The sequence below is a fragment of the Pseudomonas sp. rhizo25 genome, assembly GCF_031931935.1.
GTDB lineage: Bacteria > Pseudomonadota > Gammaproteobacteria > Pseudomonadales > Pseudomonadaceae > Aquipseudomonas > Aquipseudomonas synxantha.
On record NZ_JAUJXA010000007.1, the window covers coordinates 79,703 to 93,524 of the forward strand.

At 60.6% G+C, this 13,822-nt stretch carries 14 protein-coding genes; 8 read left to right on the forward strand and 6 right to left on the reverse strand.

Annotated features, from left to right (window positions below):
• Window positions 1-175: 175 nt before the first annotated feature.
• Together amn and QZR30_RS17135 are read left to right on the forward strand one after the other, a co-directional pair.
• Window positions 176-1,648 carry an AMP nucleosidase gene (gene amn / locus QZR30_RS17130; RefSeq protein WP_162252751.1) on the forward strand — a complete coding sequence of 491 codons (1,473 nt, stop codon included), beginning with the start codon at window positions 176-178 and terminating at the stop codon, window positions 1,646-1,648.
• A gap of 72 nt (window positions 1,649-1,720) precedes the next feature.
• On the forward strand, window positions 1,721-2,356 hold the full coding sequence (locus tag QZR30_RS17135; RefSeq protein WP_046069667.1) for a pseudouridine synthase: 636 nt from the start codon (window positions 1,721-1,723) through the stop codon (window positions 2,354-2,356).
• On the opposite strand, the gene QZR30_RS17140 is transcribed toward QZR30_RS17135, so the two are convergent.
• Window positions 2,351-2,560 (reverse strand): DUF2788 domain-containing protein, encoded by a 210-nt coding sequence (locus QZR30_RS17140; RefSeq protein ID WP_025999909.1) that lies wholly within the window; start codon window positions 2,558-2,560, stop codon window positions 2,351-2,353. The two genes, QZR30_RS17135 and QZR30_RS17140, sit on opposite strands and share 6 nt — an antisense overlap.
• Window positions 2,561-2,821: 261 nt before the next feature.
• Window positions 2,822-3,301 carry an Lrp/AsnC family transcriptional regulator gene (locus QZR30_RS17145; protein ID WP_003194418.1) on the reverse strand — a complete coding sequence of 160 codons (480 nt, stop codon included), beginning with the start codon at window positions 3,299-3,301 and terminating at the stop codon, window positions 2,822-2,824.
• A 417-nt stretch (window positions 3,302-3,718) separates the two neighbouring features.
• Between QZR30_RS17145 and QZR30_RS17150 the strand changes: the two genes are divergently transcribed.
• On the forward strand, window positions 3,719-4,678 hold the full coding sequence (locus QZR30_RS17150) for a DUF6515 family protein (RefSeq protein ID WP_059397670.1): 960 nt from the start codon (window positions 3,719-3,721) through the stop codon (window positions 4,676-4,678).
• Here QZR30_RS17150 and QZR30_RS17155 read toward each other — a convergent pair.
• Complete coding sequence (locus QZR30_RS17155) at window positions 4,675-5,568, reverse strand: cation diffusion facilitator family transporter (protein WP_046069665.1); 894 nt, start codon at window positions 5,566-5,568, stop codon at window positions 4,675-4,677. The genes QZR30_RS17150 and QZR30_RS17155 overlap by 4 nt on opposite strands.
• A gap of 9 nt (window positions 5,569-5,577) precedes the next feature.
• Window positions 5,578-5,997: a hypothetical protein gene (locus QZR30_RS17160; RefSeq protein ID WP_056845804.1), complete on the reverse strand. Its 420-nt coding sequence runs from the start codon at window positions 5,995-5,997 to the stop codon at window positions 5,578-5,580.
• A gap of 148 nt (window positions 5,998-6,145) precedes the next feature.
• Between QZR30_RS17160 and hrpB the strand changes: the two genes are divergently transcribed.
• Entirely contained in the window at window positions 6,146-8,668 is a 2,523-nt protein-coding gene (gene hrpB / locus QZR30_RS17165; protein WP_311903729.1) for an ATP-dependent helicase HrpB, read from the forward strand.
• A 95-nt stretch (window positions 8,669-8,763) separates the two neighbouring features.
• Window positions 8,764-9,819, forward strand: a complete 1,056-nt coding sequence (locus QZR30_RS17170; protein ID WP_108240733.1) for a GNAT family N-acetyltransferase — start codon at window positions 8,764-8,766, stop codon at window positions 9,817-9,819.
• 9 nt (window positions 9,820-9,828) lie between these two features.
• On the opposite strand, the gene QZR30_RS17175 is transcribed toward QZR30_RS17170, so the two are convergent.
• The gene (locus QZR30_RS17175) at window positions 9,829-10,917 is read right to left on the reverse strand and encodes an endonuclease/exonuclease/phosphatase family protein (RefSeq protein WP_046069641.1); all 1,089 of its coding nucleotides are present in this window, start codon (window positions 10,915-10,917) and stop codon (window positions 9,829-9,831) included.
• Window positions 10,918-10,958: 41 nt separating this feature from the next.
• Window positions 10,959-11,618 carry a YciC family protein gene (locus QZR30_RS17180; RefSeq protein WP_005791669.1) on the reverse strand — a complete coding sequence of 220 codons (660 nt, stop codon included), beginning with the start codon at window positions 11,616-11,618 and terminating at the stop codon, window positions 10,959-10,961.
• Between the two features lie 182 nt (window positions 11,619-11,800).
• Here QZR30_RS17180 and QZR30_RS17185 point away from each other — a divergent pair, with 182 nt between their 5' ends.
• The 3 genes from QZR30_RS17185 to QZR30_RS17195 all read left to right on the forward strand — a co-directional run bounded on the left by QZR30_RS17185 (window position 11,801) and on the right by QZR30_RS17195 (window position 13,779).
• On the forward strand, window positions 11,801-12,529 hold the full coding sequence (locus tag QZR30_RS17185) for a DUF2076 domain-containing protein (protein ID WP_311903730.1): 729 nt from the start codon (window positions 11,801-11,803) through the stop codon (window positions 12,527-12,529).
• A gap of 136 nt (window positions 12,530-12,665) precedes the next feature.
• Window positions 12,666-13,142: a LabA-like NYN domain-containing protein gene (locus tag QZR30_RS17190; protein ID WP_057024475.1), complete on the forward strand. Its 477-nt coding sequence runs from the start codon at window positions 12,666-12,668 to the stop codon at window positions 13,140-13,142.
• 25 nt (window positions 13,143-13,167) lie between these two features.
• A complete protein-coding gene (locus tag QZR30_RS17195; protein WP_043050666.1) occupies window positions 13,168-13,779 on the forward strand; it encodes a 3'-5' exonuclease in 612 nt (203 codons plus the stop codon).
• Window positions 13,780-13,822 lie beyond the last annotated feature (43 nt).

Here is a 13,822-nt window from a genome sequence, read left to right on the forward strand (position 1 = left end):
ACGATAACGCGTACTTTCTGAATAAACGCGGCGCCTATGGGTTTCTCGCGAGCAAGCTCGCTCCTACATGGTATTAGGGCTTGTCACCTTCACATTTTAAAATGCATTCCAATCCTGGTGTTTCGGTGAAGCCTGGATACAGGCAAGATAAAGGTCTGCAAGTCCAGAACACAGGATGCTTACCGTGACCGAAGCTTTTGTTGTCGTTAAAACCGCCGAAGAGGCCGTGGACCGGCTGGCGGCCCTGCATGAGCGTGCTACCAGTGCGCTCAATCAAGCCCTCAAGCAATACCTCAAGGATCGCATCGAGCCCGACGCCGCACAACGCGCGCTGTTTCGCTACCCGGAACTGCGCCTGACCTACCACTGCCATGGCGAAGTCCCACAGACCACCCGGGCATATGCCAAGGTCCAGTTACCCGGCACCTACAGCGTCACCGTGACCCACCCGGCCGCGTTCCGTAAGTACTTGCTCGAACAATTGGTGCCGCTGATGCACGATTTCACCGTGACGGTGGAAGTGGGCGTCAGCCAGCAGAACATCCCTTACCCCTACGTGGTCGAGCAGGGCGACGAACTGGCCGGCTCCGGCGTAACTGCCGCGACCCTGGCCCGGGTCTTCCCCAGTACCGACCTGTCCGCCGCCACCGATGGCATCGCCGACGGCCTCTACGACTGGGAAAACACCGACCCGTTGCCCTTGGCGCTGTTCGATGCGGCCCGCGTGGATTTTTCCCTGCGTCGCCTGGTGCATTACACCGGCAGCGACTGGCGCCATGTACAGCCGTGGATCCTGCTGACCAACTACCACCGCTACGTTGACCAGTTCATCCTGCACGGCCTGGAGCAACTGCGCAGCGACCCACGGTTTATCCGCATGGTGTTGCCGGGCAACGTGGTGATCGACAAGAGCATGGACCACGGCGAGGCCTCGGCGATTGCCGCAGGCGTGGTCTGGCACCGCTACCAGATGCCGGCCTACCACCTGCAAGCCAGCGATGGCCACGGCGTGACGCTGGTGAATATCGGCGTCGGCCCATCCAACGCCAAGAACATCACCGACCACCTGGCGGTGCTGCGCCCGCATTGCTGGCTGATGATCGGCCACTGCGGCGGCCTGCGCCAATCCCAGACCATCGGTGACTACGTACTGGCTCACGCCTATATGCGTCGTGACGGCATTCTTGATCGTGTGGTGCCGCCGAACATCCCGATCCCGGCCCTGGCCGAGGTGCAGTTGGCCCTTCAGCAAGCCGCGGCGAATGTTACTGGCGAAAAAGGTGAAGAACTGAAAAAACGCCTGCGCACCGGCACCGTGCTGACCTACGACGATCGCAACTGGGAACTGCGCTGGGCCCAGGAACGTCCGTTGATCAACCTGTCCCGTGCCGTGGCCGTGGACATGGAAAGTGGCACCATCGCTGCCCAGGGTTACCGTCTGCGCGTGCCCTATGGCACCTTGTTATGCGTATCGGACAAACCCTTGCACAGCGAGATCAAGCTGCCGGGTTCGGCCAACGCGTTTTATGAACGTGCGGTCAGCCAGCACCTGAAAATCGGCATCGAGGCGGTCGATCTGTTGCGCACCGAACTCAACTCGTTGCACTCGCGTAAATTGCGCAGCTTCGACGAGCCGCCGTTCCGCTAAGCGGTTGGGATGGTCATTTGGCGGTCAGGCCACTAGCATTGTCGGTCCTGACCGCTGGATGTTCCTTTTGCCATGCCCCGTCCTACCCGACCTGATTCACGCCGCCCTGGCGTGAAACCTCCACATGCCGCTGCCCGTCGTGTCGCCAAGGCGCCACCGTCCGAGCCGAAGCTGATCCTGTTCAATAAACCGTTCGACGTGCTGACCCAGTTCAGCGACGAAAGTGGGCGTGCGACCCTCAAGGACTTTATCGACATTCCCGGCATTTACCCGGCGGGGCGCCTGGACCGTGACAGCGAAGGCCTGCTGTTGCTGACCAATGACGGTCAGTTGCAGGCACGTATTGCCGACCCCAAGCACAAGCTGGCGAAAACCTATTGGGTGCAGGTGGAAGGCGAGCCGACGCAAGAACAGCTGCAACGCCTGCGCGATGGCGTGGAACTCAATGACGGCATGACCTTGCCTGCCGAGGCGCGGCTACTGGATGAACCCGCGTTATGGCCGCGCAACCCGCCGGTACGCTTTCGCAAAAGTGTGCCGACCCATTGGCTGGAGCTGGTCATTCGCGAAGGGCGTAACCGCCAGGTCCGGCGCATGACCGCGGCGGTGGGCCTGCCGACGTTACGACTGGTGCGCGTGCGCATTGGTGATTGGTCTATCGATGGCCTGGATCAGGGCCAATGGAAGGCAGTACCGGCGCGTTTATAGAGCGCCGGACTCGATCAGGCCGATCACCACGCTCTTGATGATGAACGCGGCCACGCCCAGGCCCAGCACGAAGAACAGGATGAACGAACCAAAGCGCCCAGCCTTGGATTTCTTTGCCAGGTCCCAGACGATGAAGCCCATGAAAATAATGAGGATGGTGACCAGGCCGGTCATCATCCATTCTTCAAACAGGGCGGGGTCGATGTTGTTCATGGGACTCTTCCAGCAAGACAAGCGAGCAGTATACGGCAGCGTCACAGACGCAACATTGACTTGAGTCGTACGCGGTCAAAATGTGGGAGGGGGCTTGCCCTGATGCCATTGTAGGAGCGAGCTTGCTCGCGAAAAACGTTAACGATAACGCCTACTTGCTGAATGAACGCGGCGCCTGTGAGTTTTTCGCGAGCAAGCTCGCTCCTACAGAAGGCGGAGCAAGCCCCCTCCCACATTTGGCCTTCACCGACCTTAAGTGCGCAGGTGGGTCAGGGGCAGTTCGGTGCTGTTGAGCACCTGGTTGAGCACAAAGCTGGAACGCACGCTGGTCACGCCTTCAATGCGGGTGAGGTGGCCCAGCAGCAGTTTCTGATAGTGGTCCATATCCGGCACCACGACCTTTAGCTGATAGTCCGCATCCATGCCGGTCACCAGGCTGCATTCCAGCACCTGGGGCAAGGTGCGGATGGCGGCTTCAAAATTCTCGAAGCGCTCAGGTGTGTGCCGGTCCATACCGATCAATACGTAGGCCGTGAGGCTCAGGCCGAGCATCTTGCGATCCAGCAGGGCAACCTGGCGCGCAATGTAGCCGTCGTCTTCCAGCTGCTTGACCCGGCGCGAGCAGGGCGAAGGCGACAGGCCGATACGCTCGGCCAGCTCCTGGTTGGAGATCCTCGCGTCGCGCTGCAATTCCGCCAAAATACTCAGGTCGTATCGGTCAAGCTTGCTCATTGGGTTGGCCTTTGTCGTAACTATTGCGTTGAATTATCCATGAAGGGTTAAAAATTGCGCAAGCACTGTTTATTGACGCAATCTTCGCAATCATCCGTCGGGCGTTGGCGGGTATCTTTATCAACAGAATCACCGCCTGGACAACAGTCCACAGCAGCGCGCCCAATCAGGCCCGCTGCGGCCGCCGCCCCAGCAGGGTTGAGCCGGCCTCCAGGCTGCACACTGTCCACAAGACGGCGTGAGGTGAGCCAACGTCAAAAGCGTTGAGCATGGACGAAGTTCTCAAGGGGTGGCCGACGGGTCACCCCTTTTCTTTTGCCTTGAGAAAATACTGCCCGCGACTGATAACCTGCCTGAGAACCGGGTGGGGCTTTTCCAGTCTCATCTGTAAGGCCCTAATCCGCAGTGAGGAATAGCATGAAGCGCATCTGGCGTATGGCAGGTGTTGGTTTGCTGGTGGTCAGCGTCGGCACGCAGGTAATGGCCGACGAGCGCGATAACTCACCGGGCCCGGCGCAACGGCCTGAAAACAATCAACCACGCCCACAAAACCCGCATTTTGATCGCGGCGGCCAGCACGAGGGTCAATGGCAAGGTCGCCCTCAAGGTAATGAGCCAGGGCGACCGGCACCGCAGCCGCAACCCTCCAATAACCTGCCGATCCAGGGCAGGCCCGATACCGTGCGTCAGACCCAGGAGCCGCGCCAGGGGTATTACCGCGATATTCCTCGACGCAACGATGACAACCGGCATTGGGAGGCTGGCGGCCCAGGTTCGCGGCCTGGTTATGATCGTCCTGGTGATAACCGCTGGCCAGGCCGCCCCGACGGGCACGGCAACGGCTGGGGCCCAGGCCCGCAGCACCGTCCCGGCTATGTGGTGGACCGCTTCCCCGACCGTAACTATCGCGTGCCTTACCGTGGCCAGGACTACTTCTACTCCGGCGGCTATTGGTATCGCCCCCAAGGTCCGCGCTACGTGGTAGTGACGCCGCCGTATGGCATTCGTGTGCAGTACCTGCCGGACTATGCGCGTGAAGTGTGGGTAGGTGACTCACTCTTGTTCCTTGCCGCTGGCGCCTACTACGCCTATGAGCAAAGCACCCAGCAATACGTGGTGGTGCAGCCGCCGGCGCAAGTGCCATCGCCCCAGCCGGCGCCGCAAGGCAATGGCTATGATGTGGTTGCCTATCCCGCCAACGGCCAGTCGCCGGCCCAGGTGCAGCAGGACGGCTACGACTGTTATCGCTGGGCCGTGCAACAAAGTGGCTTCGACCCGCGCACCGTTACCTACGCGCCTGACCCGGCGGTGGTGCAAACCTACCGCCAGGCCCAGGGCAACTGCCTGGGCAGTCGTGGGTATCAGGTGCAGTACTAGGCCTTGTTGCCGGTGACCACTTCCAGCGGGTCGGCGTGCACCAGCACTTCGGCACGCGGGTAGGCCTGGTGAATGGCGTCGGCGGCCTGGTCGCTGATGCCATGGGCCACCGACAAGGTCAGTTCCCCCGGCAGTTCCAGGTGCAACTGCACAAACCAGTGGCTGCCGGAGATGCGCGTGCGCAAGTCATGGGCACCCAGTACCCCGGGCACGCCACGGGCCAGTTCCAGCATGTGCTGGCTGACGTCCGGCGGTAGCTCTTCATCCATCAACACCGCGAAGCTTTCCCGGGCAATCTGGATCGCACTCCACAGGATGTAGGCGGCGATGCCCAGGCCAAACCACGCATCGACCTGATGAAAGCCAAAGCCCGCCAACACCAGTGCGATGAGGATGCTGCCATTGAGCAGCAAGTCTGAGCGGTAATGCAACGAGTCGGCACGCACGGCGTTGGAGCCGGTTTCGCGCACCACGCGGTGTTGCAGCATCAGCAGGGCCACGGTCAGCGCCAGCGACAGGATAATCACGCCGATGCTCAGCCACGGTGCGCCGACCGGCTCAGGATGCTTGAGCCGTTCAAAGGCCTGGAGCGCAATCAGCACCGCACTGCCGGCAATAAACAAGGCTTGCGCCATGCCCGCCAGCGACTCCGCCTTGCCATGCCCATAACGGTGATCGTCATCGGCCGGGCGCAGGGCGTAATGCACGGCCAGCAGATTCAACAGCGAGGTCACGCCGTCGAGCAGCGAGTCGGTCAGCCCGGCGAGCATACTCACCGAGCCGCTGAGCCACCAGGCGATGGCCTTGGTGATAATCAGCACACAGGCCACGCCCACCGAGGCGCGAGTGGCCAGGCGCAGAAGCCGGGCGTGTTCGGGGCTGCTGGTCATGGGCTGTCCTTACGCGGCGGGTTGCAGGCCCAGGGACGCAAGTTGCTGCACGCTGCCCTTGAACTGGATCAGCCGTGGGTCGTCCAGCGGCAAGGTACGGCCGGTTTCCTTCTGGATGATGCTCTGCAGCTTGGCGTTGTCGACCTGGCCGTCGGCGCCGATGGCTTCGCGCAGTTTCTCGGGGGCGACCTGGGCGGTCTTGCCGGGTTCGTAGTAGATCGCACCCGTGGCGAAGTCGACCCCAAACGCGATCAAGCCGGGGATGACGTAGAACAGCAGGCCGACGGCATCGAGGACGGCAATGGCCGGGTCGATCTTGCCGTCGATCTGGCCACGGCGGTCGGGATAGAAAATCGACCCGCAGGCGGTGAGTTGGCTCAGCAGGGTGACGGCTAATGCAGCGCCGATGACACGGGAAGCGATACGCATGAAAAGTCTCCTGAACATGTTTATGGGTGACTATAAGCCAGATCTGCCGGGCGCCGATGATCGAATGTGGGAGGGGCGGGTGTTGTTGAGACCACAGCCGGCTTTCAGCAGTTCGCCGTTATACTCGCCGCTCTGCTTTGGAGCCAGTATGAATTCGTTGCCGATCGATGATGTTTTACCCGCCCTGCGTGACGCCTTGGCGCATCGCCATGAAGTGGTGCTGGAAGCGCCACCCGGCGCCGGTAAAACCACCCGTGTGCCCTTGGCCGTATTGAACGAGCCCTGGCTCGCCGGGCAGACCATCCTGATGCTCGAACCCCGGCGCCTGGCCGCGCGGGCCGCTGCTGAGCGGCTGGCCAGCGAGCTGGGCGAAAAGGTTGGTGATACCGTCGGCTACCGCATCCGCCTCGAGAGTAGAGTAGGCCCTCGCACCCGGATCGAAGTGGTCACCGAAGGGATCCTGGCGCGCCGCCTTCAGGCCGATCCGGCGTTGGACGGTGTAGGGCTGGTCATCTTCGATGAGTATCACCTGCGCAACCTGGACTCCGATCTTGCCTTGGCCCTCTGCGTGAGTGCGCGTGAACTGCTGCGTGATGAGCCGCCACTCAAGCTGCTGCTGATGTCTGCAACATTGGAAGGCGCTCGGCTCTCGAAGGTTTTGAATGACGCGCCGGTGATCACCAGTGAAGGGCGGATGTATCCGGTCTCCACCCTCTGGGGAAGCCCTTATCAGCCAGGCCAGCCTCTCGACACACGGGTCACTGACACCTGCCTGGCCGCCCTCCATGAGCAGCCGGGAAGTATCCTGGTGTTCCTTCCGGGTCAGGCAGAGATTCGGCGCGTGGCCGAGTCCCTGAAGGAGCAACTGGGCAGTCGTCCAGACGTCATGCTCTGTCCGCTGTACGGTGACCTCGATCTGAACGCACAACGTGCTGCCATTGACCCGGCACCCGCAGGCTCGCGCAAGATCGTGCTGGCAACCAACATTGCCGAGACCAGCTTGACCATCCAAGGGGTCAGGGTGGTGGTGGACAGCGGTCTTGAACGGGTGCCGAAGTTTGATCCGCGTAGTGGCATGACCCGGCTTGATACCCAGCGTATCTCCAGGGCCAGTGCGACTCAGCGGATGGGGCGAGCCGGGCGCCTGGAGCCGGGTGTCTGCTACCGACTATGGTCAGAGTCGCAACACGAGCAAATGGCGGGTTACAGCACCCCCGAAATTCTACAAGCCGATCTGGCTGGCCTCGCGCTGCAATTGGCCCGGTGGGGCATGAAGCCAGATGAAATGACCTGGCTCGACCAACCACCCTCGGCGCCTTTTGCCCAAGCCAGGGACCTGCTCAAGCGCCTGGGCGCGCTGGATGATAAGGGTCAGCTCACACCTCACGGGTCGGCCATGAGCGAGCTGCCGGCGCATCCGCGCATCGCTCATCTGCTCATCAAGGGCCACGCCATGGGCCTGGATGACCTGGCCTGCAACATCGCAGCCCTGCTGGGGGAGAAGGACATTCTGCGTGGCGCAGGTGCTGATCTTCATACCCGGCTCAGTGCATTGTCTGGCGAGCAGAACGCACGCCGTGGCAGCGGCGCCTTCCAACGCGTTAAGCAGTCTGCCCGGCAGTATCGATCCCTGCTGCGAGGATGTGCCTCCAGCCCGGTCAGCGCGCCTGATCATCCACGCTGGGTCGGTTGCCTGTTGGCATTTGCCTACCCTGATCGAATTGGCCTGCAACGGCGTGCAAGCGTAGCGGAGTATCGTCTTTCCAACGGGCGCGCGGCAGTCTTCGCCGAACCCGATGCGCTCACCAAGCATGAGTGGCTGGTAGTGGCAGATCTGGGCAGTCGGCAGGGCCAGCGTGAGGAACGGATTTACCTGGCGAGCGACCTGGACCCGGCACTGTTCGAGGATCAGCTAAGCGACCTGGTAAGGTCAGTCGATGAGATCGATTGGGATGATAGGGAAGGGGTGCTCAAGGCCGAGCGGCAATTGAGGGTGGGGCAACTGGTGCTTTCCACAACGCCGCTGCCCAACCTCGACGAGCACGCCCGTTCGCTCGCGCTGGTCAACCTCGTGAGGCGCAAGGGCATTGAACTGCTGCCCTGGAACCCTGAGTTGCGTCAGTGGCAGGCTCGAGTCGAGTTGTTGCGTCAGTTCGATATCCAGAATGGCCAGGGCACCAGTCAATGGCCCGACCTCAGCGATGCCAATCTGCTGGATACGCTCGAAGAGTGGCTCACGCCCTATCTGGGCAAGATCACCCGGCTCAGTCACTTCAGTCAGTTGGACCTGTCTTCGATCATCAGGAATCTGCTGCCCTGGCCGCTCAAGCACACATTGGACGCTCAAGCGCCCCAGTCCATCCAGGTGCCCTCGGGCTCGAGCATTCGCATTGACTATTCGCAACACCCTCCAGTGCTTGCAGTGCGGCTGCAGGAGCTTTTTGGGCTGTCAGAAACACCGACAATTGCCCAGGGAAAACAGCCACTGACCTTGCACTTGCTGTCACCGGCTCGCAGGCCGGTGCAGGTGACCCAGGATCTCGCCAATTTCTGGCGCAGTACCTATGCCGAAGTGAAGAAAGACCTTAAAGGCCGGTACCCAAAACATTATTGGCCCGAAGATCCATTGGTGGCCGAAGCGACGGCCAGGGCGAAGCCCAGGAAGCCATGAGCAGCCAACGTCACTGTATAAGGCCCACTTAAATTTATGTGGGCGCACCACGTCTTGACCTTATGGGGCTGGATAAGAGAGAGACTGTGGTGCTTATGAACGAACACACAAATCGAGTCACAAGGGTTGGCCAGATTACCGGGGCAGCAGCCCATGTCATCGTTGATCGCTCAGAAATCGCCGTGCATCTTGAGTCCGGGACTGTCTGTTTCGAATTACAGAGCGCGCACGGCGATTTTAAAATGATTGACCCCTCTTGCTCAGCCAGCAAACTGGCCATTGAGAAATCAACCTCTCCAAGTCACGTGCTCGCGGCGCTGGAGGCATGGTTTGCTGATAACCCTCTGCGCGACAGGGTCGAGGTGCTGTTGCCTGATCCATTGAGTGCCCAACTGTGCGAATTGGGCATCGCCCTCTTTCAGAACGAAAAGTGTTGGGTACTGGCCGAGATGTTTTGGCAGTTGTCATTGCCTTGGTGTTCCAAGGGCATGATCAACAGTTACCCACTTTGTTATGCAGGATCGGGTGAGCCCAGCATCCCGGTTCGCCCTCGGCAGCCTACCGGTGATGTTTATGCCCGGTATATTCCCTGGCTGGGGAAAACCCTGAGTTTCAAAGTGGCTGATATTGACAGGGACCTGGTCCAGTTCAATCGCTGGATGAATGATCCCCGGGTTTCATTTTTCTGGGAGGAGGAAGGGGACCTGGACTATCACCGGGCGTTCCTTGAAACGCAACTTGCCGACTCTCGGGTTATTCCTCTCATCGGCTTTTTTGATGCGCAGGCATTTGGCTATTTTGAGGTGTATTGGGCCAAGGAGGACAGGCTCGCGCCGTTTTGCCAGGCGACGGACTTTGATCGTGGCTTCCACCTGCTAGTGGGCGAAGAGGCCTTCAGGGGGCGCCAATGGTTGGAGGCCTGGTACCCGTCCTTGCTCCACTACATGTTTCTTGATGACGTTCGCACCCAGCGCGTTATGGCAGAGCCCCGCGCAGACAATGAACGTTTGTTGCGTTGCAGCGAAATGCTCGGCTTCGAGAAACTCAAGGAGTTTGACTTCCCGCACAAGCGAGCGGCGCTGATCAGTCTGTCCAGGGCCACCTTCTTTGGCTGTGCACAACAACTCTCGGGAAGTCGACTTTCAGATTGAGTTCGGCGTTTAAAACGTAGCGGGCAGGAGAAAACGAGCGATCACTGGCATATGGTTGGAAATACGCAATGTATCTTCCTGCCGTACTTTCGCCTCCACTCGCTTGATCCTTGGGCTGAAGAACAGGTAATCCAAGGTGCGGTCCGGGCCGTCCAGGCTCGGATCATTGGGGTAATAGGTCAACCATTGCTCACGGTTTATTCCGCTGGATTCACTGTTACTCGGGATCATCGGGTATTTGTCCCACAGCAGGTGCAGCTCACTGTCCGGCGAATACTGCCCGCGTTTTTGCGCATCCAAACGCAGGAACTGCCCCAGTGGCAATAAGTTGAAATCTCCCCCGATCAGCCATGGCGTGCCGCGGCCTTCAAACTTGTCCAGCAGCTTCACCGTGGCCTCGACTTGCTCTTGCATGGCACCGCGTCCGGGTATGCCGGCCTCTAGCCGCGTATTGAGCACCGCCAGCTGGCCACCGTCGCTCAGCGGCAGGTAGGTCAACAGCAAGGCGGGCTTGGGCTGGAACTGGCGGCTGATGAAGTTGGCGTCGGCGGACGGCAATTGCAGGCGCTCAGCATGTTCGATCTGGTAGCGGCTCAGTGTCGCCAGCTTGCGACCGACGCTGCCGAAAATGTGCAGGTTGGGCACAAAGTCGGCTTTCCAGTCGAACGCCTGGGCGCTGCAGGGGTAGAGGTCGACCAGGCGCTCTTGCAACAGCGCCAGCTGGTCCTGGTAGTGAGAGGGTTTGGCGCCCTCGTCAATCTCTTGCAGCAACAGGATATCGGGCTGTTCGTCGCGGATCACCCGTGCTACTTCGTCGAGGCTGAACGCCATGTCTTCAACGGTGGGGCGGTCATCCGGGCCGCTGCCGTCGGGGGTGTCGTACCAGAACACGTAGTTCTTGCCGGCCAGGTATTGCACGTTCCAGGTCATCACCTTGAGCGCCTGCCCCGGCAGCAGAGTCGGGGCGCGGGGCGCCACGCAACTGACGGGCAAGGTCTCTTTATCGGCGGGGCGCCAGGTCAAGCTTTGGATCAGCGCCGCCAGCAGGCCGGCGACGATCAACAGGCTCAACAGGGTGATGCGCAATAAACGGGTCATCGGCTCGGCTTATTTGCGTGTCAGAAGAGGCACGGAGCATATCACCGCGCGTCGGCGTCGCCACCGATCAACATGAATAAACGGAACAGCACCACGCTGGTGAACAATTGCAGGAAGCTGTGCGCACTGTCCATCAGCAACCCCAGCAACGGCGCGGGCTCAGGATAGGCCGCCACGCTGGCGCCCTTGAGCAGCCACAACGGGGTCATCACGCACAGCAGGCACACCAGGATTCGCCAGAAATGCCCGCGGGTCAGGCGAAAACTCTCCTTCATCGCCTCCAGGGCCGGCATACCGCGCAGCACCAGCAGGTATTCGGCAAACGCCAACACCACCATCAGCCACAAGCCCGGCAGGAAATACAGCGACAGGCCGAGCAATATCAGCAACGTGCTCATGGCCGTCAGCAAGGCGAAGCGCGGCCACAGGCTCAGAGCCATGGCCCATACATCCTTGGTGCGTGGCGACTCGCCACGGGTGCGGGCGTCGAGAAACAGGATCAGGGCGCCGGTGTACAGCGGGTACACCAATAAACCCACGACCACGCTGTAGCCGGGAAACGCATCCGGGCCCAGCGTGTGGTCCAGTATTTGTTGCAGCAGGGCTTCGAGGATCACCAACGGCAGGCACAACTGCACGATGGCGCCCAGGTTGCGCTGGGTAAAACGCAAGGAGTCGCGCAAAACGTCTAACGGATTCATCAGGATCATCACAGGCCTGGAAGCAGAGGGCGACACTTTAACCGATCGGGGTCCAAGGGGCACAAACGTAAACCTTGAGTAAAGACCATTGAAACAACTCGTAACATCCCCATAACTGGAGGGCACCCGGCCTGACCACAGGCGGGACCAGAATTTTTTATCGGCAATCTAACGAGGTCGCCATGAACAGCGAAGAGCAAACCCTGATCGATGGACTGTTTTCACGGTTGCAGCAAGCCGAAACGGACTCAGCCCCCCGCGACGCCCAGGCCGAAGCGCGGATCAAGGAGCACATGACTCGCCAACCCGCCGCCGGGTACTACATGACCCAGTCGTTACTGGTGCAGGAACACGCGCTTCAGGCTCTGGATGCGCAAAACAAGCAGCAGGCGCTACAGATCCAGCAATTGCAGGACGAACTGCAGCGGGCCAAGTCCGCGCAACCGGCGCCGGCCAGTGGTGGTGGGTTTTTGTCGAGCATCTTTGGCGGTAGCTCCCGTGAGCCACAGCCTGCGCCGAACAACTCCGGTGGCGGCTGGCGTGAGCCGGCACGGCCGTCGTTCAACCCGCCTGCACCGCAGCAGAACTATCAGCAACCGCAAGCACCGGCAGCCTCCGCGCCAGTGGGCAGCGGTTTTCTCGGCGGCGCCATGAAGACCGCCGCTGGTGTGGCTGGTGGTGTGTTGCTCGCCGAAGGCATCAGCAGCCTGTTCCATCACAACCAGCAGCCGCAGGTGGTGGAAGAAATCATTGAACAACCGGCACCGACCAGCGACCAGGGTGACTGGGGCAACGATGACCAGAAGTTTGCCGGCAATGACAGTTGGGGCAGCAACAATGCCGACGGCTTCGCTGACAGCGATTATTCCGACGATTCCTCTTCCTTTGGCGACGACGATTCTTTCGTCTGACACCTCTTGGCCCGGGGCGCCACGGCGCTCCGGTCTGATTTTTTCCCGGAAACGCTCCCTTGGCTGGCATACTGGCGCCCTTTCCGGGCGCTGGCGCCTGGCTGTCTATGAGCCTGGCTGTCTATGAGGAAGTGCGGTGAAGAAAATTGCAGTGTTCGCCGATGTACAAAACCTCTATTACACCGTGCGCCAGGCCTATGGCTGCCACTTCAACTACGCCGCCCTGTGGGCTGACATCAGCGCGCGCGGGCAGATTGTCGAGGCGTACGCGTATGCCATCGACCGTGGCGACAGCAAGCAGCAGCAATTCCAGCAGATCCTGCGTAACCTGGGCTTTACGGTAAAACTCAAACCGTATATCCAGCGCAGCGACGGTTCGGCCAAGGGCGACTGGGACGTAGGCATCACCATCGACATCATGGACGCCGCCGACCATGTCGACGAAATCGTGCTGGCCTCCGGTGATGGCGATTTCGACATGCTGCTCGACCGTGTCATTCACAAGCATGGCGTCGAAGCCGTGGCCTATGGCGTGCCCGGGCTGACGGCCAATTCATTGATCCGCGCCGCCAGCCGCTACGTGCCGATCGAAGGCGCGTTGCTGCTCAAATAAATTGTTAGACGGAGTGGGAACAGGTTTGGAACGTATAGCGGTCATCGACTTTGAAACCACCGGCATCACCCCCAGCAGCCACTGCCGGGCTACGGAGATTGGCGTCGTCATCCTCGAGCGCGGACAAATCGTGGACCGCTACCAGAGCCTGATGAACGCCGGCGTGCGCGTACCGGCTTTTATCGAACAACTCACCGGCATCAGCAACGCCATGCTGCGCAGTGCACCACCGGCTGAGCGGGTGATGAACGAAGTCAACGAATTCGTCGGTACCACGCCCTTGATGGCGCACAACGCCGCCTTCGACCAGAAGTTCTGGGACTTTGAACTGGGCCTGATCCGCCGCACCCGCCTGCAGAAATTCGCCTGCTCCCTGCTGCTGGCCCGCCGCCTGATGCCGGCTGCGCCCAACCACAAACTCGGCACCCTCAACGCCTACGCCAAACTGCCCCACACCGGCCAGGCTCACCGGGCGCTGGCGGATGCGGAAATGGCCGCCAACCTCACGGCGCACCTGGCCCAGCAACTGCGCCAGACCCACGGCCTGCGCGAACTGTCCCATGACCTGTTATGCACCTTGCAGAAAGTGCCTGCCGCCAAAATCAATGAGCACCTGAAAAAGCATCGCGGGTTCTAAACCAGCCACCCTCTCAAGCACACCAAAGATCCAAATGTGGGAG